Source organism: Azospirillum sp. B510 (assembly GCF_000010725.1).
Taxonomy (GTDB): domain Bacteria; phylum Pseudomonadota; class Alphaproteobacteria; order Azospirillales; family Azospirillaceae; genus Azospirillum; species Azospirillum lipoferum_B.
This window is the reverse complement of sequence record NC_013854.1, coordinates 994359-1018179: the sequence shown is the minus strand read 5'-3', so window position 1 is coordinate 1018179 and position 23821 is coordinate 994359. Positions and strand designations below refer to the sequence as shown.

Genomic DNA, 23821 nt, shown 5'->3' with positions numbered 1-23821 from the left:
GTGTAGCCGATGGGGATCGGGGGTCCAGCCGCAACGACAAGTCCCATGCCGCGAATGCGAAGGCTAGTGTAGCCGATGGGGATCGGGGGTCCAGCCGCAACCGGTGGGCACCAGTGCCATCGCAGCCGCGGAGTGTAGCCGATGGGGATCGGGGGTCCAGCCGCAACGCGGCGTTCAGCGCGGTCGCAATGCGGTTGAGTGTAGCCGATGGGGATCGGGGGTCCAGCCGCAACCTTCTCGCTGGCCTTGTCCATCGCCGATGCAGTGTAGCCGATGGGGATCGGGGGTCCAGCCGCAACAGTCCTTCCTGGCGGACACCACGGAACCGGAGTGTAGCCGATGGGGATCGGGGGTCCAGCCGCAACAGCGCCGATCTGCGTCTTTGGCGGGCAGGAAGTGTAGCCGATGGGGATCGGGGGTCCAGCCGCAACATGCGATCACCTGTCACAAGGCGCAGGGTTAGTGTAGCCGATGGGGATCGGGGGTCCAGCCGCAACTGCCCAGCAGTTGCAGATACTCGGGGCTGAAGTGTAGCCGATGGGGATCGGGGGTCCAGCCGCAACGACGCTGGGCGGCGCGAGCGGCGCGCTGACAGTGTAGCCGATGGGGATCGGGGGTCCAGCCGCAACATCATGTTCATGGCTTGGTCCTCACAGGTTGAGTGTAGCCGATGGGGATCGGGGGTCCAGCCGCAACATTCGACACGGCTATTGGCATCCGAGCAGAAGTGTAGCCGATGGGGATCGGGGGTCCAGCCGCAACCCTTCTGGCCCTCAGTAGCGGTGTTCGGGGAGTGTAGCCGATGGGGATCGGGGGTCCAGCCGCAACGCCCTCGTGCATCTCATCGGCCCGGCGTTCAGTGTAGCCGATGGGGATCGGGGGTCCAGCCGCAACGATCGGCGCGCTCGACATCGAACATGTGGAAGTGTAGCCGATGGGGATCGGGGGTCCAGCCGCAACCGTTGCGGTCGGCGGCACTTTCGCCAGTGCAGTGTAGCCGATGGGGATCGGGGGTCCAGCCGCAACGTTCCAGTCGGCCAGCACCTTGTCGTCCCAAGTGTAGCCGATGGGGATCGGGGGTCCAGCCGCAACGGGGAGGGTCGCTTGATGGACATCCTCGACAGTGTAGCCGATGGGGATCGGGGGTCCAGCCGCAACTGCGGGAAACCTATCACCCGGTCAACGCCAAGTGTAGCCGATGGGGATCGGGGGTCCAGCCGCAACTCAGAGAGTACGGCGCGGCGCTTAAGGACAAGTGTAGCCGATGGGGATCGGGGGTCCAGCCGCAACCTGGCAGCGTGTCGGGCGACATGATCGCGGAGTGTAGCCGATGGGGATCGGGGGTCCAGCCGCAACGTACAACCGGTGTGGCCGCCAGCCTTGTCGAGTGTAGCCGATGGGGATCGGGGGTCCAGCCGCAACTGTGTGACTCTTGGGGGCGCGCCAAGGGGAAGTGTAGCCGATGGGGATCGGGGGTCCAGCCGCAACTTGCCAGCGGCGCGCGGCGTGGAGCCGATGAGTGTAGCCGATGGGGATCGGGGGTCCAGCCGCAACACCCGCGCGACGTCGAGGACAAGGCCGATCAGTGTAGCCGATGGGGGTCGGGAGTCCACCCCCACGGGCATGGCTCGTGCGACGCGGGTGTGACACCGACCCGCGAACACCCGGAAAATATCAGGTCAGATGCTGCCGTTGCAGATAGTCCTCGCTCTGCATCTCCATCAGGCGGCTGACCGTGCGCTCGAACTCGAAGGCGTGGGTGCCTTCGGGATAGAGGCGTTCCGGCGGCCCCTCGGCGGCGATGACGACATTCACCTTGTGCTCGTACAGCGCGTCGATCAGCGTCATGAAGCGCTTGGCCTCGTTGCGCAGCTCGTCCTTCATGGTGGGGACGCGGTCGATCAGCACCGTGTGGAAATGGGTGGCGATGGCGAGATAGTCGGCCGCCCCCAGCGCCTTGCCGCACAGGTTCCAGAAATCGACCCAGGCCACGCTCTTGGCGGCGCGGTCGATCTCGACCCGCCGGCCCTGCGCGGTGAGGGTGCAGGGCTCGCCCGCCGCGCCGCCGGTCAAGTCGGAGAAGGCCTTGCGCAGGGCGGCGTCCGACGCCGGTCCCAGCGGATGATGGTAGATCGGCACGCCCTTCAGCCGGTCCAGCCGGTAGTCTGTCGGGCCGTCCAGCGACAGGATGTCCAGCCTGTCCTTCAGCAGGGCGATGAAGGGCAGGAACAGCTCGCGCTGGAGCCCGTCCTTGTACAGCATGTCCGGCGGCCAGTTGGAGGTCGCCACCACCACGACCCCAAGGTCGAACAGGTTGGTGAACAGCCGGCCCAGGATCATCGCGTCGACGATGTTGGTGACGTGGAACTCGTCGAAGCACAGCAGCCACGCCTCGCCGGCCAGCGCGCGGGCCAGTTCGGGCAGCGCCTCGTCGGGACCGTCGTTCCGGCCCTTGCCCGACTGGCGATGCTCGTGGATGCGCTGGTGAATCTCCAGCATGAATTCATGGAAATGGACGCGCCGCTTCTTCCCGACCGGGGCGGTCTCGAAGAACAGGTCCATCAGCATCGACTTGCCGCGCCCGACGCTGCCGTAGATATACAGCCCCTGCGGCGCGGTGGAGGCGATGTCCGGCGGCGGCGGCGCGGCCCGGCGGCGGCCGAGCCCGAAGCGCTCCAGCCAGCCCCCGCCGCCCGGCCTGTCGCCGCCGGCCTGGGCGCCGTCGCCGGCGCAGGGCGGCTGATAGCCCTTCAGCGCCTGATACAGGCTTTGGAACTTCTCCGCCGCCAGTTCCTGGTCGGGATCGGGGCGAAGCGTGCCGCTGCCGCGGCGGGCGCGGTAGAGCGAAAGCGGTCCGTCGGTCATGGGGATATGGGCGATCCGGCTGTCGAGACGGTCCCTTACCTAGCCGATGGAACCGGCCCCGGCAACCGCCGACCGGGCGGGAACAGGGAATGGCTGGGTGGCGCGGCGTAGGGGCGCAGGCGCAAGCCGCGATTTTGGACAGTTTATTCTTTTCTTAGGCAATCACGTCGATTAATCGACCTGCGCCGTCCGGACGCAAGCCAAAGAGGAAATGTTTCCGCCGATGCCCGCCTCCGGGTCCTCCTCCGCGCCACCCTCCCGCCCGCCGCCATTCCACCCGATCTCCGGTCCGGCACGGGCGTTGCGCGACCGGCTGACATCGGTGCGCTTCCTGATGACCGCCTCGGGCCTCGCCTTCATCCTGGTGGTGAACGCGCTGATCGGCTACGGCATCCTTCAGAGCCGGAGCGAGGCGCTGGACGCGGGGGAACGGGCGACGCGCGATCTCGCCCGCATGCTGGAGGCGCAGACCCTGCGGGTGGCCATGGTGGTGGATCATCTGCTGCGCGACCTCTGCTTCGCGCTCGGAACCTATTCCGACGGCGGCGGCCGGGGCAGCCCGGCCGTGCATGACCATCTGCGCAAACGGCGCGACGCCGTCAGCGAACTGGCCGACCTCGTGGTGATCGGCGCCGACGGCATCGCCCTGCACCATTCGGCCGACGCGCCGCTGCCGACGGCCACCCTGACGGACCGCGCCTATTTCACCGGACCGCGCGACAGCGCCGACCAGCGGCTCTTCGTCGGCGCCACCATCTCCAGCCGGGTGATGACCGGACAGCGCGTCATCCCCTTCAGCCGGCGCTGGACCGACGATCAGGGCGGTTTCCGCGGCGTGATGGTCGCCATGATCGATCCGACGCGGCTGGCGGCGACGCTGGAATCCCAGCATATCGACCGCAAGGGCGGCGTGATCCTGGCTCTGCGGGACGGCACCGTCCTGCTGGAGCGGCCGCAGGCCCAGAGCGGGGCAGAGGGCGGGGCGGAGGGCGGGCCGCAACGGAACGGGCTGGGCGGGCTGTCGGATTGGCCGGCTGTCCGGGCGGCGCTGGCGGCGCATGACGAGGCGACCATCCGCACCGCCTTTCCCGCCCAGCCCGCCTCCATCGGCGCCTCCGGCATCGACAGTCTGGTCAGCGTCAGACGGGTGCGGGACTATCCCTTCGTCATCGTGGCGACGCTGCCGGTGGACGCGGCGCTGCGCGAATGGCGGCGCAACACGGCGGTCTGGACCGGCATCGGCGCGGTCATGACCATCGCCATCGCCCTGCTGACCGCCTTCATCGTCCGCCAGCATGCCCGGCGCGAGCAGGATCAGGCCCGGCTGGCCCGCGCCTCGCGCCGGATCCGCGGCATCCTCGATTCCATGCTGGACGCCGTGGTGACCTTCGACAGCAACGGGCGGATCATCACCTTCAACCGCGCGGCGGAGCTGATGTTCGGCATGCCGGAGCACCGGATGGTCGGCCAGCCGATCGAGGCGCTGATCCCCGGCGCGCGCGGCGGCGCCGACGACCGCGACCTGACCGCGCTGCGCCGAGACGGGCACGCCTTCCCCGTCAGCTTCACCGTCGGCGACCTGCGGCTGGACGGCGGCCCCTGCACCCCGGCCGCCTTACCCGCGGCACTCGGGGGGGTGCGCCCGGACGAGCCGCGCATCTGCGTCGGCGTCATCCGCGACATGACCCGCCGCAAGCAGCAGGAGGCCGAGCTGATCGCCTCCAAGACCCAGGCGGAACTGGCGAACCGGGCCAAGACCGAATTCCTCGCCAACATGAGCCACGAACTGCGCACGCCGCTGAACGCCATCATCGGCTTCGCCGAGGTGCTGTCCAGCGAGTTCTTCGGCACCGTCAACGAACGGCAGAAATCCTGCATCACCGACATCCATGACAGCGGCCGCCACCTGCTGGACATCGTCAACGCCGTGCTGGACATGTCGAAGCTGGAATTCGGCCAGTTCGATCTGAGCGAGGAGTCGGTCGAGGCGCATGAGGCGATCGGGCAATGCCTGATGATGGTGCGCGATCGCGCCGCCGCCGCCGGAATCGCCATCCACAACGAGGTGACGGCCGCCATCGCCCTGCTGTGGGTCGACCGCCGGGCCTTCAAGCAGGTGATCCTCAATCTGCTGTCCAACGCGGTGAAGTTCACGCCCGACGGCGGACAAATCACCGTCAGCGCCGGGCTGGAGGCGGATGGCGGCTTCCGGCTGACGGTGGCCGACACCGGCATCGGCATTCCGGCGGCGTTCATGGCCGACCTGTTCCAGCCCTTCCGCCAGGCCGAGAACACCGCCAACCGCCGCTATGAAGGTACCGGGCTCGGCCTGTCGATCTCCAAGAACTTCATCGACCTGCATGGCGGGACGCTGAGCTGCCAGAGCGGGCTGGGGGCCGGCACCAGCATGACGGTGCGGCTGCCCGCCTGCCGGGTGATCGACTGCCCGGCAGGGGCGCAGGCCGGCATGAAGCAGGCCGGCACGACACAGGCCGGCATGAAGGCACCGGCCTGAAGCGGCCGGTCAGCGCAGGCGGGTGGCGGCGAAGCGCCGGGGCGGAGCGACGAAGTCGTCCTGGGCGGCGATCAGCTGAAGCTCCCGCGTGCCCAGGCGCTTGGTGGTCTCGAAGATGGCGAAGATCGCCGCCGCCGCCTTCTCCAGCGCGTCGGCCGGCTCGAAGGCGTTCAGGTAATGGGCGAGGAACAGGGCCGCCACCGCGTCGCCCGATCCGTTGGGCGGCGGGTCGAAGGTCAGGCGCGGCGTCGCCACCAGCCAGGCGCCGTCGGTGCCGTCCACCAGCATCTCGATGCTGTCGGGATCGGCATCGGCGCGGGTCAGGCTGGTGACCAGCACCAGCCGCGGCCCGCGCGCCCGCAGCGCGGCGGTGGCGGCCAGGGCGTTGTCCAGCGTTTCGACCTTGCTGCCGGTCAGATATTCCAGTTCGAACTGGTTGGGCGTCATCAGGTCGGCGGCGGGAACCGCATGGTCGCGGATGAATTCGGGCAGGCCGGGCCGCACGAAGAAGCCGCGTCCGACATCGCCCATCACCGGGTCGCAGCAATAGACCGCCTTGGGATTGGCCGCCTTGACCCGCGCCGCCGTCTCCAGGATCACCCGCCCCAGCTCCACGGCGCCCATATAGCCGGACAGGATGGCGTCCTGCGCCGGCAGCGCGCCGCGGGCGGCGATGCCGTCGACGATGTCGGCGATGTGCTCCGCCGTGAAGACCTGTCCGGTCCAGGCGCCATAGCCGGTGTGGTTGGAGAACTGGACGGTGTTCACCGCCGTGGCGTCGATCCCCAGGCGCTGCAACGGAAACACCGCGGCGCGGTTGCCGACATAGCCATAGGCGACATGCGATTGGATGGTCAGGACGCTTTTCATGGGCCAAGCCTATGCGACGGCCGGGCGGGCGTAAAGCGGCCGACTCCAGGGCGGTGGCCCGGCTGGGCGGCATGGCAGCCATGCATATGCCCGTATCCGGAAAAGGCCGTGGCGGCATGGGCCATGGACAGGGCGGCGGCGGGCCGCTAAAGCTGCCGTCTCCAATCATCCGCATCCCCGGGATATCACCATGGCCACGACCGTCCGCCCCCGCCGCAGCGTGCTCTACATGCCGGGCTCGAACCCCCGCGCGCTGGAGAAGGGGCGCGGCCTGCCCGCCGACGGGCTGATCCTCGACCTGGAGGACGCGGTCACCCCCGAGGCCAAGACGGCGGCGCGCGACGGCATCGCCCAGGCGCTGGCCGCCGGCGGCTATGGCCGGCGCGAGCTGATCGTGCGCGTCAACGGGCTGAACACCCCCTGGGGCTATGAGGACCTGCGCATGGCGGCGGCCAGCGGCGCCGACGCCGTGCTGCTGCCGAAGGTGGAGAGCGCCGACGCCGTCCGGCAGGCGGAAGCGGTCCTGCGCGCCGCCGGGGCGCCGGCCGGACAGGCGATCTGGTGCATGATGGAGACGCCGCTCGGCATCCTGAACGCCAAGGAGATCGCCGGCGCCACCCAGGCGGTCGGCGCGCTGGTGCTCGGCACCTCGGACCTCGCCAAGGATTTGCAGGCCGCCCACACCGCCGGGCGGCTGCCGCTGATCACCAGCCTGGGGCTGTGCCTGCTGGCGGCACGGGCCTATCGGCTGGCGGTGCTGGACGGCGTGCATCTGGACCTGAACGACGACGAGGGCTTCGCCGCCTCCTGCCGGCAGGGGCGCGAGCTGGGTTTCGACGGCAAGACGCTGATCCATCCCAAGACCATCGGCGCCTGCAACGCCGCCTTCGCCCCCGACGCCGGGGAGATCGCCCAGGCCCATCGCATCATCGCCGCCCATGCCGAGGCCGCCGCAGCCGGCAAGGGCGTGGTGCTGGTGGACGGCAAGCTGGTGGAGAACCTGCATGTCGAGAACGCCCGCCGGCTGGTGACGCTGGCCGAGGCCATCGCGGCGCTCTGAGGACGGCCGATCCTCACTCCTCCTCGCCGTCGCGGTACAGGTCGGGCCAGTCGAAGCGGATCATCGCGCGCGGCCGGTCCTGCGGCGGGCCGATGCGGTTGCCGGCGACCAGCCTGACCCCCGACGCCCGCGCCGCCACCACCATGCTGGTGGTCGACAGCCCGGCGACGCAGATCATCAGGCCGGCGCGCTCCGCCGCGGTGACGATGCCGTTCATCTCCTCCATCAGCCGGGCCTCGGCCGAGCGGTCGGCCGGCATCGCCACGGTGATGCCGTTCAGCCCGGTGCCGGCGAAGCCGGACAAGCTCTGCGACTTGAACTCCACCCGCATGAAGGTCCAACGGCAATAGGGCCTGATCTCGTGCAGCAGTTCGCTGAGACGCCCGGTCGGCACCCCCGGCGGAAAGCGCAGAAGCTCGAAGATCAGGAAGCGGCGCAGATAGTCGGGAATCGACTGGCAGATCTCCAGGAAGGGCAGCCGGGTGCGGCGGGCCGCCAGCGTCTCGAAACAGATCGGCACCGACATCATCAGCCGGGATTTGTTGCGGAACAGCCCGTTCAGGATTTCCACCGACCCGACCAGCGCATCGGCGTCGAGTTGCAGGATCTCCATGGCGTCGCTGAGCGAATTCAACGCCGCCGCTCCCTCGATGAAGGAGTCGTCGGGGAAGATGCGCACCGGCGTGCCCATATAGGTGGAGATCACCTGCTGGGTGATGTCCCAGACCGGCCGGTAGCGGATGCCGAACCGGCCGGCATCGTCGGGCGACAGGCGCAACTGGCGCAGGACCGGCCGGGCCTTGCCGCCGGCCTCCTCGGCGTAGAAGATCGGGCCCGTCACCATCGGCGAACCGTCGGCGTACGCATCATAGACCGCACCGCCCGCAGTTCCGCCCGTAGTTCCGCCCGTAGTTCCATTGACCGAAGCGGAGGAGGAGGCTTCCCGCCCGCCCGCCGGCTCCGCCCGCAGCCGCGCCTCGGCCAGCAGGGTGCTGGCGAGGGCATGTTCGAACCGGATTTGCCCATCCGCCACGCCGACGGCGGTCGAGACGCGGAGGTCGGCCGAGCGGTCGTCGCCCAGGAACAGGTGCAGCAGCTCCTGCGCGATCCTGGCGCAGACCAGGGCCGCCGCATGGCGTTCGAGCGACGCGAACACCAGGATGTAATCGTCGCCGGCGGTCCTGAAGCGGATGTCGTTCCGGGTCAGGTAGCGGTCGATGATGCTGTCGGCGGCGGTCAGGACCCGCGGGCGCAGCGCCGTCCAGCCCGAGCCCAGGCGATCCCGCATCATGCCGAGATCAAGCAGATGCACCCGCCCGGTCGAAGCGACCGCCGGCTGCATCAGCAGGCGCCACAGCCGCTGTTCCAGAGCCCGCAGGTCCTGCCCCGCCTCGACCGACGGCATGACGGTCCCGGCCGGCCGGCTGTCGGACGATGGCGTCGACGCCCCACCCTCTGCCCCTCCCCCTCCCCCTCCCCCTGCCCCGCCGTCCACCCCGCCCTGGCCGAACCATTGGCGCAGCAGACGCCGCATCGAGGCGAGCGACCGCATCACGACACCGCCACTCCCGCCGTCTCAGAGGCCGCGCGGCAACGGCGGGCCGCCGCCATCGCGGCCGCAGAAATCGACGATGAGGGCGATCTGGCTGCGTTCGATCGGTTTGGCGAGCGCATGATCGGCCCCCATCTGCCGCGCGACCGCCAGCAGATCCATCGCCTTGCTGCGGCCGCCGCCGGAGATGGCGATGATCTTGGCCGCAGGAGCAAGGCGCCGCATCCGCATGATCGTCTGGAGGCCATCGGCGAACGGCATCACCAGATCGCAGATCACCAGATCCGGCCGGCCCGCCCGGAACAGCCGCATGGCCTCGTCGCCATCCTCCGCCTCGACCACCTCAACTCCCGCGCTTTCGAGAAGATGGCGCAGCGTCAGACGAAGCATGGGATCATCATCAACCACAAGCACGGTCGGCATCGCACCCCCTTGCCCCAAGGGACCCGGCCCGGCATCGGATCCGCCATCTTCACAATCAAACTCCGGAATGCCTTGCCAATCTCTTAAAGATATCCTCGAAAAATCCAGAGAAATCATTTAAATTTCCGATAAACTCAAAGTATTAACTTTCAAAAATATTGGAACTCCCTTGGAAACATATGCGCCAACCCCGGAAATATCGACGGGTATTTTCTGTGATACTCTTAAGTTATGCAGTTATCTTCCTGAAGCCAGCCAAGAAATTTTTCAGGAACAAACCTTGCCATCCGCGCGGGTTATGCCTGCATCATTTTGCCGCGCCCCGCCGGATATCGCTAGAAATTCGCACTTCCTATCGGAAAGACGCGCCATTTGTCGAATCACACAACCATCCTAAAATTGGTTTAGCAACCGATGGTGCGCCTCCCCTCCCCTCCCGCGGGGGCCGGCAATTTTAATGCGATGAGCCGGGAACCAGACCGCCACCGATTGGTTGTCGTTTCAGCAAGGCACAGTCGGAGGTTGGTTATGGCCTCGAAAGAAAGCACTCGGACATCGGGGCGCGGCTTCGCATCGATGGACCCCGACCGGCAACGCCAGATCGCCAGCAAGGGCGGCGAAAGCGTGCCGGCCGACAAGCGCAGCTTCTCAAAGAACCCGGAACTCGCCGCGGAAGCCGGCCGGAAGGGTGGGCGCAGCGTGCCCGCCTCCTCGCGCAGCTTCTCCAAGAATCCGTCCCTGGCGGCGGAAGCCGGCCGCAAGGGCGGACAGGCGAGCCATGGCGGCCGGTCCGCCGAGCGTCCGACCGGCGACGATTGAAAGCAAACGGGTGAAGCGTCGCGATCCGCGCATGAAAAAGCCCCCGTCCTCGCGGACGGGGGCTTCTTCTTGGGAACGCGGATCAGGAGGCCAGCTTGTCCAGCTCGCGCAGGATCGAGTCACCCATCACGGTGGTGGAGCAGCGCGCCATGCCCGGGGCCATGATGTCGGACGTGCGCATGCCGCCGCCCAGCACATTCTGGATCGAGCGCTCGATCAGCTTGGCATCCTCGTCCAGGTTGAACGAGTAGCGCAGGCACATCGCGAAGGACAGCAGCGTGGCGCAGGGGTTGGCCAGATCGCGTCCGGCGATGTCCGGGGCCGAGCCATGCACCGGCTCGTACAGCGCCTTGCGGTTGCCGTTGGCGTCCGGCGCGCCCAGCGAGGCCGAGGGCAGCATGCCGAGCGAGCCGGTCATCATCGCCGCCTCGTCCGACAGGATGTCGCCGAACAGGTTGTCGGTGACGATGACGTCGAACTGCTTGGGGTTCTTCAGCAGCTGCATGGCGCCGTTGTCGGCGTACATGTGGCTCAGCTCGACGTCCTGGAACTCCTCCTGGTGCAGCTTGGTCACTTCCTGGCGCCACAGCAGGCCGGATTCCATGACGTTGGCCTTTTCCATCGAGCAGAGCTTGTTGCCGCGCTTGCGGGCCAGCTCGAACGCGACGCGGGCGACGCGGCGGATTTCCGACGTGGTGTAGACCTGGGTGTTGACGCCGCGGCGCTCGCCGTTGCCGATGTCGGTGATGCCGCGCGGCTCACCGAAATAGACGCCGCCGGTCAGTTCGCGCACGATCAGGATGTCCAGCCCGCGGATGACGTCGGCCTTCAGGGTCGAGGCGTCGACCAGCGCGTCGAACACCACCGCCGGGCGCAGGTTGGCGAACAGGCCGAGTTCCTTGCGCAGGGCCAGCAGGCCGGCTTCCGGACGCTTGGTGTAGTCTGTGGGGTTGTCCCACTTCGGGCCGCCGACGGCGCCCAGCATGACCGCGTCCACCGCCAGCGCCTCGGCCAGGGTGGCGTCGGACAGCGGCACGCCATGGGCGTCGATGGCCGCACCGCCGACCAGACCCTCGGACACGTCGAAGGTGATCTTGCGCTTGCGGTCCATCCAGTCGATGACACGGCGAACCTGGCGCATCACCTCCGGGCCGATGCCGTCACCGGGGAGGAACAGAAGCTTGTTGTTGGCGGCCATGGCGGGCGCACTCCCAAATGTCAGACGTCAAGAAGACAGAAGTTGAGGAGGATCGGGGGAGGACGGGGGCGCTCAGCCCCACATCCACGGCTGGCCGGCGCGCTGCTTGCCCTCATACCCGTCGATATGGGCCGACTGTTGCAAGGTCAGGCCGATGTCGTCCAGGCCGTTCAGCAGGCAATGCTTGCGGAAGGGGTCCAGCTCGAAGGAAAGGGTGCCGCCGTCCGGGCCGGTGATGGTCTGCTTCTCAAGGTCGACCGTGACGACGGCGTTCGACCCGCGCGACGCGTCGTCGAGCAACAGGTCGACCTGTTCCTTCGGCAACTTGATCGGCAGGATGCCGTTCTTGAAACAGTTGTTGTAGAAAATGTCGGCGAAGCTCGGGGCGATGATGCAGCGGATGCCGAAATCGGCCAGCGCCCACGGCGCATGCTCACGCGAGGAGCCGCAGCCGAAATTGTCGCCCGCCACCAGGATGCTGGCCTTGCGGTAGGCCTGCCGGTTCAGGACGAAGTCCGGGATCTCCTGCCCGTCGGGGGTGTAACGCATCTCGTCGAACAGGTGCTTGCCCAGCCCCGTCCGCTTGATCGTCTTCAGGAACTGCTTCGGGATGATCATGTCGGTGTCGACGTTGATCATCGGCAGCGGCGCCGCGACGCCAGTGAGAACCGTGAACTTTTCCATCGCCAGAAATCCTGTCGCGCAAGAAGGCGCAAGCGTGCGCATGCAGAGCGTGGTCAATAGCAGACCGAACCAGCCATTGCCAGAGGAAGCTTGCCCTTTTCCCGGCACGCAACGAGCGAACAGGCATGCGCGAATGCGCCGGCGCGCATGATTGTTGCGCAAACGGCGCCCGATCGTCCCGGTCAGGCCCAGTTGCGGCCTCCGGAACACGGCGGGGGAACCGCGGCGGGGAAAGACTGGGAATAGACCCGGCGGCGGCGCTGTTCAAGCCGCTGCCGCTGCTCCCCTCGCGGCCCCCCTTGCGGGCGGCGTCCCGGCCGCATACCAAGGTTCCCGCCGAACGCCACCCGCCCCTCCACCCCCGAACGAAGGCCCGCCCGATCCGATGCCGATCCAAGACGATCACCGCCGCAGCCGCCTGATCGGCATCGCCTTCCTGCTGCTGGCCCCGCCGGCCTATGGGCTGCTGACGCTGGCCTTCGGCATGGATGCCAACTGGGACCTGCGCAACTACCATTGGTACAACGGTTATGCGCTGCTGACCGGACGCATCGGGCGCGACCTGCTGGCGGCGCAGATGCCGACCTTCTACAATCCCTTCCTGGATGCGCCCTTCTATTGGCTGGCGACCCATCTGCCCGCGCGGGTGGCCGGCTTCCTGTGGGGAACGCTACAGGGCGTCAACCTGTCGCTTCTGTATTTGCTGGCATCATCCTGCCTGCGGAACGTTCCGCCTCTGAAACGAACCTTGGTCGCCATGGCGCTCGCGGTGATGGGCGGGCTGGGCGGCGGAACGCTGGGGCTGATCGGCACCACCTTCCAGGACAATGTGGTCAGCCTGGGCGTTCTGGGGGCCGCGGCGGTGGTCGCCGCCGGCCTGCCCGCCATCCTCGACGGCCGGGCGCCGCCAAGCTTCGCACGGGTCGCCGCGGCCGGATTGCTGGCCGGTGCCGCGATGGGGCTGAAGAACCCGACGGTGATCTACGCGGTCGGGCTGTGCCTGGGCTTCCTGGCCCTGCCCGCCCGGCCGTGGCGGCGATTGTGGCTGGCCTTCTTCTTCGGCATCGGCGTGCTGACCGGGCTGGCGGCCGGCGGCGGCCTGTGGATGGCGCATCTGTGGCACGATTACGGGAATCCGGTCTTCCCGCACATGAACCACATCTTCAAATCGCCCTTCGCCGCCATGTCCGACTACGTCAATGTCGGCTTCTTCCCGCCGGGCCCGTGGCAGCGGCTGTTCTTCCCTGTCGTCTTCACATTCTCCCCCCTGACGGTGGGCGAGGTGCCGTTCTTCGACCTGCGGGTGCTGGCCCTGTTCATTCTGCTGCCGGTCGGCTTCCTCTGCGCCGTCATCGGCGCGGTTGGCGGCCGGTCGATGGGGAAGCGGAACGACTGGCTGACCGAGGGTCCGGCGACGCGCTTCCTGCTGGCGGCGATGACCGTCACCTATGCGCTGTGGGTGGTGATGTTCTGCATCTACCGCTATCTGGTGCCGCTGGAGATGCTGGCGCCGCTGGGGCTGGTGATGGCGGTCGGGCTGCTGCCGCTGGCGCGCCGGCTGCGCATCGGGCTGGCGGCGACGCTGCTGGCGCTGGTGCAACTGTCCGTCCAGCCGGCCGACTGGGGACGGATCGCCTGGCCGGCCGGAGCGCAGGACCGCTGGGTCACGGCGGAGGTGCCGCCGATCGAAAATCCGGACGACACCATGGTGCTGATGGCCGGCTATTGGGCGATATCGCACGTCATCCCGTCCTTTCCGGAGCGGGTGACCTTCGTGCGCATCCAGTCCAACTTCCTGCAACCGGATTCGGTCGGCAACGGCTATCTCGCCATCATGACGGACAAGGTGGCCTCCCACCGCGGCCCCCTTCTGATGCTCAGCACCATCCCCGATACGCCGGGTGCGGCGAAGGCGGCGGAGTTGCTCGGGCTGCGGCTCGACCCGCGGCGCTGCCGGCCGATCCCCAACAATCTGGGGGAGACCCTGAACCTCTGCGCCGTTGACCGGGCCGCCGGGAAAAGGGACACAGTGGAATAATCGCGGCGCCTGTGCTGTTTATCGCCGCTGAGCATCGCCGCCGACAGCCCGCCCTGTCCCGTCCCCAGCCAGAAGTCCGCGCCATGACCGTATCGACCATCGACCGTCCAGCCTCCACCCCGGCCGCCGACGCGTCCGGCGTGCCGTCGGCCGCTGCGGAGGCCGGCCCGGCCCCGACCGTCGCGGTGCTGATCCCCTGCTACAACGAGGAGGCGGCGATCGGCAAGGTTGTGCGGGACTTCCGCGCCGCCCTGCCCGACGCCACCGTCTATGTCTATGACAACAACTCGAAGGACCGGACGGTGGAGGTCGCGCGGGAGGCCGGCGCCGTGGTCCGGCGCGAGCCGTTGCAGGGCAAGGGCAACGTCATGCGCCGCATGTTCGCCGACATCGAGGCCGACGTCTATGTGCTGGTCGACGGCGACGACACCTATCACGCCGCCAGCGCCCCGGAGCTGGTCGGGCGACTGTGGGACGAGCGGCTGGACATGGTCAACGGCGCGCGGGTGACGGAGATCGTCGCCGCCTACCGCCCCGGCCACCGCTTCGGCAACCTCGTGCTGACCGGGATGGTCGCCAAGATCTTCGGCAGCCGGATCGGCGACATGCTGTCGGGCTACCGGGTGTTCTCCCGCCGCTTCGTCAAGTCCTTCCCGGCGCTGGCCAGCGGTTTCGAGACCGAAACGGAACTGACGGTCCACGCGCTGGAACTGCGCATGCCGATCGCCGAGGTGAAGACCCCCTACAAGGACCGGCCGCCCGGATCGCACAGCAAGCTGAACACCATCCGCGACGGCATCCGCATCCTGCGCACCATCATCATCCTGGTGAAGGAGGAGCGGCCGCTGCCCTTCTTCTCCGCCGCCTTCGCGCTGCTGGCGTTGTTGTCGGTGATCCTCGGCCTGCCGGTGATCGCCACCTATTTCCAGACCGGGCTGGTTCCGCGCTTCCCCACCGCCCTGCTCGCCACCGGGCTGATGCTGCTGGGCTTCCTCAGCCTGACCTGCGGCCTGATCCTCGACACCGTCACCCATGGCCGGCGCGAGACCAAGCGCATGCATTACCTGTCGCTGCGCGCGCCGGGCACCCATCCGCCGCTGGCCGGCGCGCACAAGGACGAGCGGCGGTGACGGGAATGGTCACGACTTTGCTGGACAGCCGGCTCGGCCAGTTGGGGGTGCAGTTCGCCAAGTTCGGCGCGGTCGGCATCATCGGGCTGCTGGTTGACACCGCCGTGCTCTATGGCGGGCTGGCGCTGGGGTTGGAGTTCTTCGCCGCCCGCGTGCCGTCCTTCCTCGCGGCGGCGACGGCGACCTGGGCCCTGAACCGCGCCTTCACCTTCCGTGGCGCCACGAGCGAGCCGCTGCATCGCCAATGGGCCAAGTTCATCGCCGCCAACGCCATCGGCGGCGTGGTGAATTACGGCGTCTCGGTCGGGTTGGAATCGGGCGTGCGGCTGGTCGCCGACCATCCCTTCCTGGCGGTGGCCGCCGGTTCCATCGCCGGCATGTTCTTCAACTTCGCGGCGTCGAAGCATCTGGTCTTCAAGGGCGCCTGACCGGGCACCCGATCGGGGGAGCGCCCGCGATTCTGCCTTGCGCGGCGCCTTATGGACTTATCCCCGCCGCTCGCCATATAACGGCGGTCATGACCCGCGAATTCCTGAAGATGCACGGCCTCGGCAACGACTTCGTCGTGATCGACGCCCGTTCCGAACCCTACCGTCCCTCGGCGGCGGAGGTGCGCGCCATCGCCGACCGCCGGATCGGCGTCGGGTGCGACCAGTTCATCGTGCTGGAGCGGACCGACGCGCCGGGCGCCGACGCCTTCATGCGCATCCGCAACGCCGACGGCGGCGAGGCCGCCGCCTGCGGCAACGCCTCGCGCTGCGTCGGCTGGCTGCTGATGGAGGAGAGCGGGCGCGACCGCGCCAGCTTCCAGACCGCCGCGGGTCTGCTGCACGCCAGCCGCGCCGACAATGGCCGGATCACCGTCGACATGGGCCCGCCCCGCCTGGATTGGGCGGCGATTCCGCTGGCGGCGCCCGCCGACACGCTGCGGGTCGAGACGGTCGCCCATGGCGGTTTCGCCGCCCCGGTCGCGGTGAACATGGGCAACCCGCATGCCGTCTTCTTCGTCGACGATGCCGAGGCGGTGCCGCTGGACGAGGTCGGCCCGGTGTTCGAAAACCATCCGGCCTTCCCCGAGCGCGCCAACATCGAATTCGCCCAGGTGCTGTCGCCCACCGCCATCCGCATGCGGGTGTGGGAGCGCGGCGCCGGCATCACCCAGGCTTGCGGGTCGGGGTCCTGCGCCACGCTGGTCGCGGCGGTGCGCCGCGGCCTGACCGACCGCAAGGCCGACATCATCCTGGACGGCGGCACGCTGACCATAGAGTGGACCGAGGAAGACCGCGTCCTGATGACCGGCCCGGTGGCGCTCGCCTTCAGCGGCCGGCTGTCGGCGGAGCTGGTTTCGGGCGAACTGGTTTCACGATGAGCGACACGGCCGACAGCACGACGCGGGACGGGCCGGAGATCGTCACCTTCGGGTGCCGGCTGAACAGCTACGAGTCCGAGGTGATGCGCAACCATGCGCGCAGCGCCGGGCTGGACGACGTGGTGATCGTGAACACCTGCGCCGTCACCTCGGAAGCCGAACGGCAGGCGCGGCAGACCATCCGCAAGCTGCGCCGCGAACGGCCGGACGCCCGCATCGTCGTCACCGGCTGTGCCGCCCAGATCGACCCGCAGCGCTTCGCCGCGATGCCGGAGGTCGATCAGGTGCTGGGCAACCAGGAGAAGCTCCAGCCGGAAAGCTGGGGCCTGCCGCCGGCCGAGAAGGTGCTCGTCAACGACATCATGTCGGTGAAGGAGACCGCCGGCCATCTGATCGGCGGATTCGAGGACCGCGCCCGCGCCTTCGTCCAGGTCCAGCAGGGCTGCGACCACCGCTGCACCTTCTGCATCATCCCCTATGGCCGCGGCCCCTCGCGCTCCGTCCCGATCGGCGGCATCGTCGAGCAGGTCCAGGCGCTGGTGAAGGCCGGCTACAACGAGGTGGTGCTGTCGGGCGTCGACATCACCAGCTACGGCCCCGACCTGCCCGGCTCGCCCTCGCTGGGGCAGATGGTGCGCCGGCTGCTGGCGCTGGTGCCGGAGTTGCCGCGGCTGCGCCTGTCCTCCATCGACTGCATCGAGATGGACGATGATCTCTGGCGCCTGATCGGGAACGAGCCGCGGCTGATGCCGCACCTGCACCTGTCGCTCCAGGCCGGGGATGACATGGTGCTGAAGCGGATGAAGCGCCGCCATGGCCGCGCCGATTCCATCGCCTTCTGCCAGCGGGTGCGCTCCGTCCGCCCGGATGTGGTGTTCGGCGCCGACTTCATCGCCGGTTTCCCGACCGAGACCGAGGAGATGTTCCAGAACACCCTGCGGCTGGTGGAGGAATGCGGCCTGACCTGGCTGCATGTCTTCCCCTACAGCCCGCGCCCCGGCACCCCGGCCGCGCGCATGCCGCAGGTGGATGGCGCCGTGCGCAAGGAGCGCGCCGCCCGTCTGCGCGCCGTCGGCGAGGTGGCCGAGGCCCGCGCCCTGGCCAGCCTGGTCGGCCGCACCGCGACGGTGCTGGTCGAGAAGGAGGATCTGGGCCGCACCGAGCATTTCGCCGCGATCCGCCTGGGCCGGCCCTTCCCGCCCGGCGCGCTGGTGCCCGCCGCCATCACCGGCATCAAGGACGGCGTGCTGACCGGCACGCCGCTCTGACCCCTTTCATAGTGGATATTCCATGATTTTCCGCTGGTTCGGCCGCAAGAAGCCCGAAGAGACGACGCCCGGCAGCGAGGCGGCGAAGGACGAATCGGTCAATCTGGAGTCCACCGCCCCCGCACCGGAATCCGCGCCTGAACCGGAGAAGGCCCCGGAACCGCCGGCCGCGCCGACCGCTCCCACACCGCCCGCCCCGACGCCCGAACCCGAGACTGTTCCCGAACCGGAGCCGGCTCCGGTCATCGCCGCCGCCCCGGCTCCGGCCGCCCCGGCGCCAGCCAGTGTCGAGGAGGCGCCGCCGACCAAGAAGGGCTGGTTCGCCAAGCTGAAGGAGGGATTGTCCAAATCCTCCTCGAAGCTGACCGACGGCATCACCAGCATCTTCACCAAGCGCAAGCTGGACGACGACGCGCTGGAGGAGCTGGAGGAGCTGCTGATCACCGCCGACCTCGGCCCGGCCACCGCCGCGAAGGTGACGGCGGAGCTGGCGCGCACCCGCTTCGGCAAGGAGGTCTCGCCCGACGAGGTCAAGGCGACGCTGGCCGCCGAGGTGTCGAAGATCGTCAGTCCCGTCGCCAGGCCGCTGGTGCTCGACCCGGCGCTGAAGCCGCATGTCGTCCTGGTCGTCGGCGTCAACGGCACCGGCAAGACCACCACCATCGGCAAGCTGGCCCGCCAGTTCAAGGCGGAGGGCCGGAGCGTGATGCTGGCCGCCGGCGACACCTTCCGCGCCGCCGCGGTCAGCCAGCTGAAGATCTGGGGCGAGCGCACCGGCTGCCCGGTCGTCGCCCGCGACACCGGGGCCGACGCCGCCGGGCTGGCCTATGACGCGCTGGAACGCGCACGCGCCGAGGGGGTCGACGTGCTGCTGATCGACACCGCCGGCCGCTTGCAGAACAAGACCGGCCTGATGGAGGAGTTGCGCAAGATCGTCCGCGTCATCAAGAAGCTGGACGAGACGGCGCCGCACACCACGCTTCTGACGCTCGACGCCACCACCGGCCAGAACGCGCACAGCCAGGTCGAGATCTTCCGCGACATGGTCAACGTCAACGGGCTGATCCTGACCAAGCTGGACGGCTCCGCCCGTGGCGGCGTGCTGGTCTCGCTGGCCGAGAAGTTCAGGATCCCGGTCCACGCCATCGGGGTCGGCGAGGGCGTCTACGACCTGCGGCCCTTCGACGCCGACGCCTTCGCCAAGTCGCTGATGGGGTTGAGCGCCGACTGACCGGGTGCCGACCCAGGGCTCCGAAGTCGGGTTAACAGCGGTTTACGAATTGGGAAGTTTCTGATTCGGTGGAGGCTCTCGTCTTGGAAGGTCCTCCCATGAGTTCGATCGAAGCCGGCTTTGGTGAGAAATCGCGGCTGAAGGCGCTGCTGGAACATTTTTCGCGGATCGACGACCCGCGTGCTCCCTGGCGGGTCGCCTATCCGTTACCGGAGATCCTGCTTCTGGCGGTGTGCGGGACGATCGCGGATTGCGAGGATTACGAGGCGATCGCCGCCTGGGGTGAAGCGCGGCTCGACTTTCTGCGGCGCTTCCAGCCCTATCACCATGGGGTGCCGAGCGGACGCTGGCTGACCGTGTTCATGAACCGGATCCCTCCCGGCCTGTTCCAGGACTGCTTCCTGTCCTGGGTGCGCGAGGCGTGGCCCGACCGGCCGGAACTGGTCGCCATCGACGGCAAGACCTCGCGACGCAGCCATGACCGCAGCCTTGGGCAGGCCCCTTTGCACTTGGTCTCGGCCTTCGCCACCACCAGCCGTCTGGTCCTCGGCCAGGAGGCCGTCGAGGACAAAGCCAGCGAACTGGCGGCCATTCCGGTTCTGCTGGAGCGCCTGGCGACCGAGGGCGGGCTCAAGGGCGCGATCGTCACCATCGACGCCATCGCCTGCAACGCCACCATCGCCCAGGCCGTTCGCGACGCCGGGGCCGACTATCTGCTGGCGGTCAAAGCCAACCAGCCCACCCTGCGCGACGAGATCGAGAGTTTCTTCACCAGCGCACCGCCGGAGACGCTCGATCACGCCGCCGATATCGACAAGGGCCATGGCCGGATCGAGCAGCGCGCGGTCACGGTCGCGCGCCAGGTCGATTGGTTGAGCGGCGCGCGGCGTTTTCCCGGCGAAGTCCGCCTGCCCGCCGTCGCCGCCATCGTTCGGGTGGTCAGCAAGACCGAGCTGAAGGATCGTTGCCGCACCGACACGCGCTATTACATCACCTCCGCCCCGCTCGCCGCCCAGGCGGCGGCCGAGGCCGTGCGCGGCCATTGGCGCATCGAGAACCAACTGCACTGGCTGCTCGACGTCGTCTTCAACGAGGACCAGTCCCGCTTGCGCAAAGGCCACGGCGCCCTGAACATGGCCGTCGTCCGCCACTTCGCCATCAACCTCGTCCGCAAGGCCGCCGAACCCGCCCGGCCGCGCTCCGGATTACGGCGCGCCACCAAAAAGCCGGCCGCCACTCCCAGACCCACCAGCATCAAGCTCCGCAGGAAGCTGGCAGGCTGGGACACCGATTACCTCAACGCTATCCTCGACGTTAATATCCGTTAACACGGATTCGGAGCCCTGGAGCCGTTCCGGTCTTCGCGATGCCGCGGAAGTCCCGGTCAGGGGGCGGTCCGTGACTCCGCTGACCGGTTCCGCAACGCCGGTGAAGGAGCCGCAGGCAACATGGCGTCCAGGAGCGCCCGCGCCGCCGGATGGTCGAAGGCGATAGAGGGGCCGACCGGCCGATCCTCCACCAGTCCGCCGTCATGCAGCACCGCCACCCGGTGACAGAAGCGGCGGACCAGCCGGACATCGTGGGTGATGAACAGGAAGGCGGTACCCAGCCTTTCGCGCAGTTCGGCCAGTAGATCCAGGATCTGGAGTTGCAGCACGAGATCGAGATTCGACACCGCCTCGTCCAGCAGGATCAGCCGGGGTTCCGGCGCGAGCGCGCGGGCGATGCAGACGCGCTGAACCTGGCCGCCGCTCATGCTCCCGGGCAGCCGATCGGCGTCCTCCGGCGCCAGTCCGACCAGCCGCAACAGCTCCGCCACACGGGCGGCGCGTTCCCGCGCGTCGAGGCCGGTCAGGTGACGCAGCGGTTCGGCGATGATCCGGCCGATCCGATGGCGCGGATTGACCGCGCCCAGCGGATCCTGGAACACCGCCTGCACCGTCCGCCGGAAGGTCCGGCGGCCGGAGGTGTCCAATGCCTCGATTGGCCGGCCGAGACAGCGCACCGTGCCGCCATCCGGCCGTTCGAGGCCAAGCATCAGCCGGGCCAGCGTGCTCTTGCCCGATCCGCTGGTGCCAAGCAGCGCCACGCTCTCCCCTTCCCTCACCGACAGGCTGACGCCGCGCAGCACCGTCTTCGACGCCCCCGTAGCGAAGACGCCTTGCCCGCCATACCGCTTCTCCACCGCCTCGGCGGCCAGCAGGATCGTCACGCGAATTCCTCCGGATAGAGCGCCCGGTGGGCATCGAGCAGGGCGCGGGCGGCCTCGGAACGCGGTGCCGCGAACAGCGAGGCGACCGGAGCCGTCTCGACGATGCGGCCGTCTTCCATCACCGCCACCTCGTCGGCCAGCCGGGCGACCACCCCCATGTCATGGGTGACGATCAGCACTCCCAGCCCCCGCGTGGCGACCAGCCGCTCGATCAGGGACAGGATGTGGGCCTGGACCAGCAGGTCGAGGTCGGTGGTCGGCTCGTCGGCCAGCAGGAAGGGCGCCCCGGCCAGCAAAGCCAGGGCGATCATCATGCGCTGAAGCATGCCGCCGCTCATCTCGAACGGGTAGAGACGGGCGATGCGGTCAGGCTCCGGCAGGCCGACCTCGGCCAAGACCTCGGGCAGCAGCCGGTCCAGCACGCCGGCGCCGCCGCGCACCGCCAGCGTTTCGCGGGCATGGGCGCGCATGGTGAGAACCGGATTGAACGCGCTGCGCGGGTTCTGCATCACCGTCGCCACCGTCCGGCCGGGCAGCGTCGCCGGTTCGACCGCCTCGCCGTCGAGACGGACACGGCCCCCGAGCCGTTCCACCCCAGGCGGCGTCAGCTCCTGCAATCCCAGGCAGGTCAGGGATTTGCCCGACCCGCTGGCGCCGACCAGAGCGGTGACGCGCCCGCGTTCGACCGCCAGATCGATGCCGCGCACCAGCTCCACCGGACGGCCGTCACGGCGGGCGGAGAGCCGCAGCCCCTCCACGCTCAGACGGTGCGCGGTCAATGATCCTCTCCCGCCAGCGTCGGGTCGAGCCGGTCGCGCAGGGCGTCGCCCAGCAGGTTGAAGCCCATCACCGTCAGCAGGATCATCAGCCCCGGCCACAGCATCAGCATCGGCTGGGTCCAGATGAATTCGCGCGCATCGCTGATCATCACCCCCCATTCCGGCGTCGGCGGCGTCACCCCCAGCCCGAGGAAGGACAGGCCGGCGACATGCAGGATCATGTGCCCGATGTCGAGCGTCGCCAGCACCACCAGTTGCACCAGCACCCCCGGCAGGACATGCTCCGCGAAGACGCGCGGCCGCGACGCGCCGGAGACGATGGCGGCGGCGACGAAGTCGCGCTCGCGCAGCGACAGCACCATGCCGCGGACGATGCGGGCGTACCAGGCCCAGTGGGACAGGGCGATGGCCAGCACCACGTTGGTCAGGCCGGTGCCGAGCACGCCGACCATGAACATGGCCAGCACGAAGGTCGGCACGGTCAGGAAGCCGTCGCAGACCCGCATGACGATCCGGTCCGTCCGTCCGCCGAGGAAGCCCGACAGCCCGCCGATGCCGATGCCCAAGGCCAGGATCAGGGCGACGATGACGGAGACCGCCCCCAGCGACACCGAGGCGCCGTGCAGCAGCCGGGCCAGCAGGTCGCGTCCGAGATGATCGGTGCCGAGCCAATGGGCGGCGCTCGGCCCCTCCAGCCGCGCCATCAGATCGACCGCCTCCGGATCCCAGGGAAGCAGGGGAGCGGCCAGGGCGGCCAGGGCGATGACGCCGAGCAGGCCCAGCCCGGCCAGTGTCGTGCGCCGCGGCCGGAGCCGGCGGCGGTCACCGCACAGCCCGTCGTCCCGGACAAGCACGCTCATCGTCCGACCTCCCGCGCCGGCCGGATGCGCGGATCGAGCCACGCATACAGCACGTCGACAGCCAGATTGCACAGCACGAAGATCACCGTCATCAGCAGGGTGAAGCACTGCAGCACCGGATAGTCCCGGTTGTAGATGGCGGAGACGGCATAGCGCCCGACCCCCGGCCAGCCGAAGATGTTCTCGATCACCAGCGTGCCGCCCAGCAGCTCGCCGATGTGCATCCCGGTGGCGGTGACGATGGGCAGCAGGGCGTTGCGCAGGATATGGTTCTGGACGACCCGCCGCTCGGGCAGGCCGCGCAGCCGGGCATAAAGGACATGGCGCTGCCCCGCCGTCTCCAGCATGCTGGTGCGCAGCAGCCGGGCGTTGATGCATAGCGACATCAAGGCGACGGCGGCGACCGGCATCACCAAGTGGTTCAAGCCGCCGCGGCCGAGCGGCGGCAGCCAGTTCAGCGTCACCGAGAACAGCAGAACCAGCAGGAAGCCGAGCCAGAAATTCGGGATCGACACGCCGGCGAAGGCGAGCGCCCGCACCAGATGGTCGGGCAGACGGTCGCGGTGCCGCGCCGCCCAGATGCCGAGCGGCAGGCTGACCGCCAGCGTGACGACCAGTGCGGCGGCCCCCAGCTGCAAGGTGGCCGGCAGGTAATAGAGCAAATCGTCCAGCACCGGCCGGCGGGTGACGTAGGACAGCCCGAAATCGAGATGCAGCGCCTGCCACAGCCAGGACAGGTATTGCTCCGCCAGCGGACGGTCCAGCCCGAGCAGCTGGTGCGCCGCCGTGACGGCGGCATCGGTCGGCGGGATGTTGGACAGGCGCAGGTAATCCAGCGCCGGATCGCCGCGCCCCAGCCGCAGCAGCAGGAACACGCCGACCGACACCGCCAGCAGCAGCGGCGGCAAGGTCAGCAGACGGCCGACGATGAAGCGCAACATCCTCCGC

General features: G+C 68.7%; 20 protein-coding genes and 1 CRISPR repeat array (1 of these 21 running past the window's edge). Of the genes, 10 read left to right on the top strand and 10 right to left on the bottom strand.

All coding sequences use genetic code 11. The annotated features are described in order from the left end of the window. Positions 1 to 1620: direct repeats of the CRISPR family, unit length 36 nt; unit sequence AGTGTAGCCGATGGGGATCGGGGGTCCAGCCGCAAC (it extends 1 nt beyond the left edge of the window). Between the two features lie 54 nt (positions 1621 to 1674). Continuing rightward, a complete protein-coding gene (gene zapE, locus AZL_RS04775) occupies positions 1675 to 2865 on the bottom strand; it encodes a cell division protein ZapE (RefSeq protein WP_012973521.1) in 1191 nt (396 codons plus the stop codon). Between the two features lie 223 nt (positions 2866 to 3088). Between zapE and AZL_RS04770 the strand changes: the two genes are divergently transcribed. Then, the gene (locus AZL_RS04770; RefSeq protein WP_148219202.1) at positions 3089 to 5380 is read left to right on the top strand and encodes an ATP-binding protein; all 2292 of its coding nucleotides are present in this window, start codon (positions 3089 to 3091) and stop codon (positions 5378 to 5380) included. Positions 5381 to 5389: 9 nt separating this feature from the next. On the opposite strand, the gene pdxY is transcribed toward AZL_RS04770, so the two are convergent. Beyond that, positions 5390 to 6250 (bottom strand): pyridoxal kinase PdxY, encoded by an 861-nt coding sequence (gene pdxY, locus AZL_RS04765; protein WP_012973519.1) that lies wholly within the window; start codon positions 6248 to 6250, stop codon positions 5390 to 5392. 190 nt (positions 6251 to 6440) lie between these two features. On the opposite strand from pdxY, the gene AZL_RS04760 reads away from it, so the two are divergent. Continuing rightward, positions 6441 to 7310 carry an HpcH/HpaI aldolase/citrate lyase family protein gene (locus AZL_RS04760; RefSeq protein WP_012973518.1) on the top strand — a complete coding sequence of 290 codons (870 nt, stop codon included), beginning with the start codon at positions 6441 to 6443 and terminating at the stop codon, positions 7308 to 7310. A gap of 13 nt (positions 7311 to 7323) precedes the next feature. Here the strand turns inward: AZL_RS04760 and AZL_RS04755 are convergent, their stop codons facing one another. Together AZL_RS04755 and AZL_RS04750 are read right to left on the bottom strand one after the other, a co-directional pair. Beyond that, the gene (locus AZL_RS04755; protein WP_305729354.1) at positions 7324 to 8862 is read right to left on the bottom strand and encodes a hypothetical protein; all 1539 of its coding nucleotides are present in this window, start codon (positions 8860 to 8862) and stop codon (positions 7324 to 7326) included. A gap of 24 nt (positions 8863 to 8886) precedes the next feature. Beyond that, positions 8887 to 9402: a response regulator gene (locus AZL_RS04750; protein WP_247894277.1), complete on the bottom strand. Its 516-nt coding sequence runs from the start codon at positions 9400 to 9402 to the stop codon at positions 8887 to 8889. 459 nt (positions 9403 to 9861) lie between these two features. Between AZL_RS04750 and AZL_RS04745 the strand changes: the two genes are divergently transcribed. Next, entirely contained in the window at positions 9862 to 10104 is a 243-nt protein-coding gene (locus AZL_RS04745; RefSeq protein ID WP_247894276.1) for a general stress protein, read from the top strand. 82 nt (positions 10105 to 10186) lie between these two features. On the opposite strand, the gene leuB is transcribed toward AZL_RS04745, so the two are convergent. Together leuB and leuD are read right to left on the bottom strand one after the other, a co-directional pair. Next, the gene (gene leuB / locus AZL_RS04740; protein WP_012973514.1) at positions 10187 to 11302 is read right to left on the bottom strand and encodes a 3-isopropylmalate dehydrogenase; all 1116 of its coding nucleotides are present in this window, start codon (positions 11300 to 11302) and stop codon (positions 10187 to 10189) included. 72 nt (positions 11303 to 11374) lie between these two features. Further along, positions 11375 to 11986 carry a 3-isopropylmalate dehydratase small subunit gene (leuD, locus tag AZL_RS04735; protein ID WP_012973513.1) on the bottom strand — a complete coding sequence of 204 codons (612 nt, stop codon included), beginning with the start codon at positions 11984 to 11986 and terminating at the stop codon, positions 11375 to 11377. Positions 11987 to 12371: 385 nt separating this feature from the next. Here leuD and AZL_RS04730 point away from each other — a divergent pair, with 385 nt between their 5' ends. From AZL_RS04730 to AZL_RS04700, 7 genes are all read left to right on the top strand, one after another. Further along, positions 12372 to 14024 (top strand): hypothetical protein, encoded by a 1653-nt coding sequence (locus tag AZL_RS04730; RefSeq protein ID WP_012973512.1) that lies wholly within the window; start codon positions 12372 to 12374, stop codon positions 14022 to 14024. A gap of 83 nt (positions 14025 to 14107) precedes the next feature. Then, complete coding sequence (locus tag AZL_RS04725; RefSeq protein ID WP_086935335.1) at positions 14108 to 15154, top strand: glycosyltransferase family 2 protein; 1047 nt, start codon at positions 14108 to 14110, stop codon at positions 15152 to 15154. 5 nt (positions 15155 to 15159) lie between these two features. Further along, entirely contained in the window at positions 15160 to 15582 is a 423-nt protein-coding gene (locus tag AZL_RS04720; RefSeq protein ID WP_012973510.1) for a GtrA family protein, read from the top strand. An 89-nt stretch (positions 15583 to 15671) separates the two neighbouring features. Then, entirely contained in the window at positions 15672 to 16523 is an 852-nt protein-coding gene (dapF, locus tag AZL_RS04715) for a diaminopimelate epimerase (protein ID WP_012973509.1), read from the top strand. Beyond that, positions 16520 to 17791, top strand: a complete 1272-nt coding sequence (gene mtaB / locus AZL_RS04710) for a tRNA (N(6)-L-threonylcarbamoyladenosine(37)-C(2))-methylthiotransferase MtaB (protein ID WP_012973508.1) — start codon at positions 16520 to 16522, stop codon at positions 17789 to 17791. Before dapF ends, mtaB begins: the two co-directional genes overlap by 4 nt. A 22-nt stretch (positions 17792 to 17813) precedes the next feature. Continuing rightward, a complete protein-coding gene (ftsY, locus tag AZL_RS04705; RefSeq protein ID WP_012973507.1) occupies positions 17814 to 19022 on the top strand; it encodes a signal recognition particle-docking protein FtsY in 1209 nt (402 codons plus the stop codon). Between the two features lie 98 nt (positions 19023 to 19120). After that, on the top strand, positions 19121 to 20350 hold the full coding sequence (locus AZL_RS04700; RefSeq protein WP_012973506.1) for an ISAs1-like element ISAzs5 family transposase: 1230 nt from the start codon (positions 19121 to 19123) through the stop codon (positions 20348 to 20350). A 56-nt stretch (positions 20351 to 20406) separates the two neighbouring features. Here the strand turns inward: AZL_RS04700 and nikE are convergent, their stop codons facing one another. Genes nikE through nikB form a run of 4 tightly spaced genes read right to left on the bottom strand, consistent with a single transcriptional unit; the run spans position 20407 to position 23814 of the window. Further along, positions 20407 to 21234 carry a nickel import ATP-binding protein NikE gene (gene nikE / locus AZL_RS04695; protein ID WP_012973505.1) on the bottom strand — a complete coding sequence of 276 codons (828 nt, stop codon included), beginning with the start codon at positions 21232 to 21234 and terminating at the stop codon, positions 20407 to 20409. Further along, the gene (locus tag AZL_RS04690; RefSeq protein WP_148219201.1) at positions 21231 to 22013 is read right to left on the bottom strand and encodes a nickel import ATP-binding protein NikD; all 783 of its coding nucleotides are present in this window, start codon (positions 22011 to 22013) and stop codon (positions 21231 to 21233) included. The genes nikE and AZL_RS04690 overlap by 4 nt, the downstream gene beginning before the upstream one ends. After that, positions 22010 to 22873 (bottom strand): nickel ABC transporter permease subunit NikC, encoded by an 864-nt coding sequence (gene nikC / locus AZL_RS04685; protein WP_012973503.1) that lies wholly within the window; start codon positions 22871 to 22873, stop codon positions 22010 to 22012. Before nikC ends, AZL_RS04690 begins: the two co-directional genes overlap by 4 nt. Continuing rightward, positions 22870 to 23814, bottom strand: coding sequence for a nickel ABC transporter permease subunit NikB (gene nikB, locus AZL_RS04680; protein ID WP_012973502.1), 945 nt, complete (start codon positions 23812 to 23814; stop codon positions 22870 to 22872). Before nikB ends, nikC begins: the two co-directional genes overlap by 4 nt. Positions 23815 to 23821: the final 7 nt, after the last annotated feature.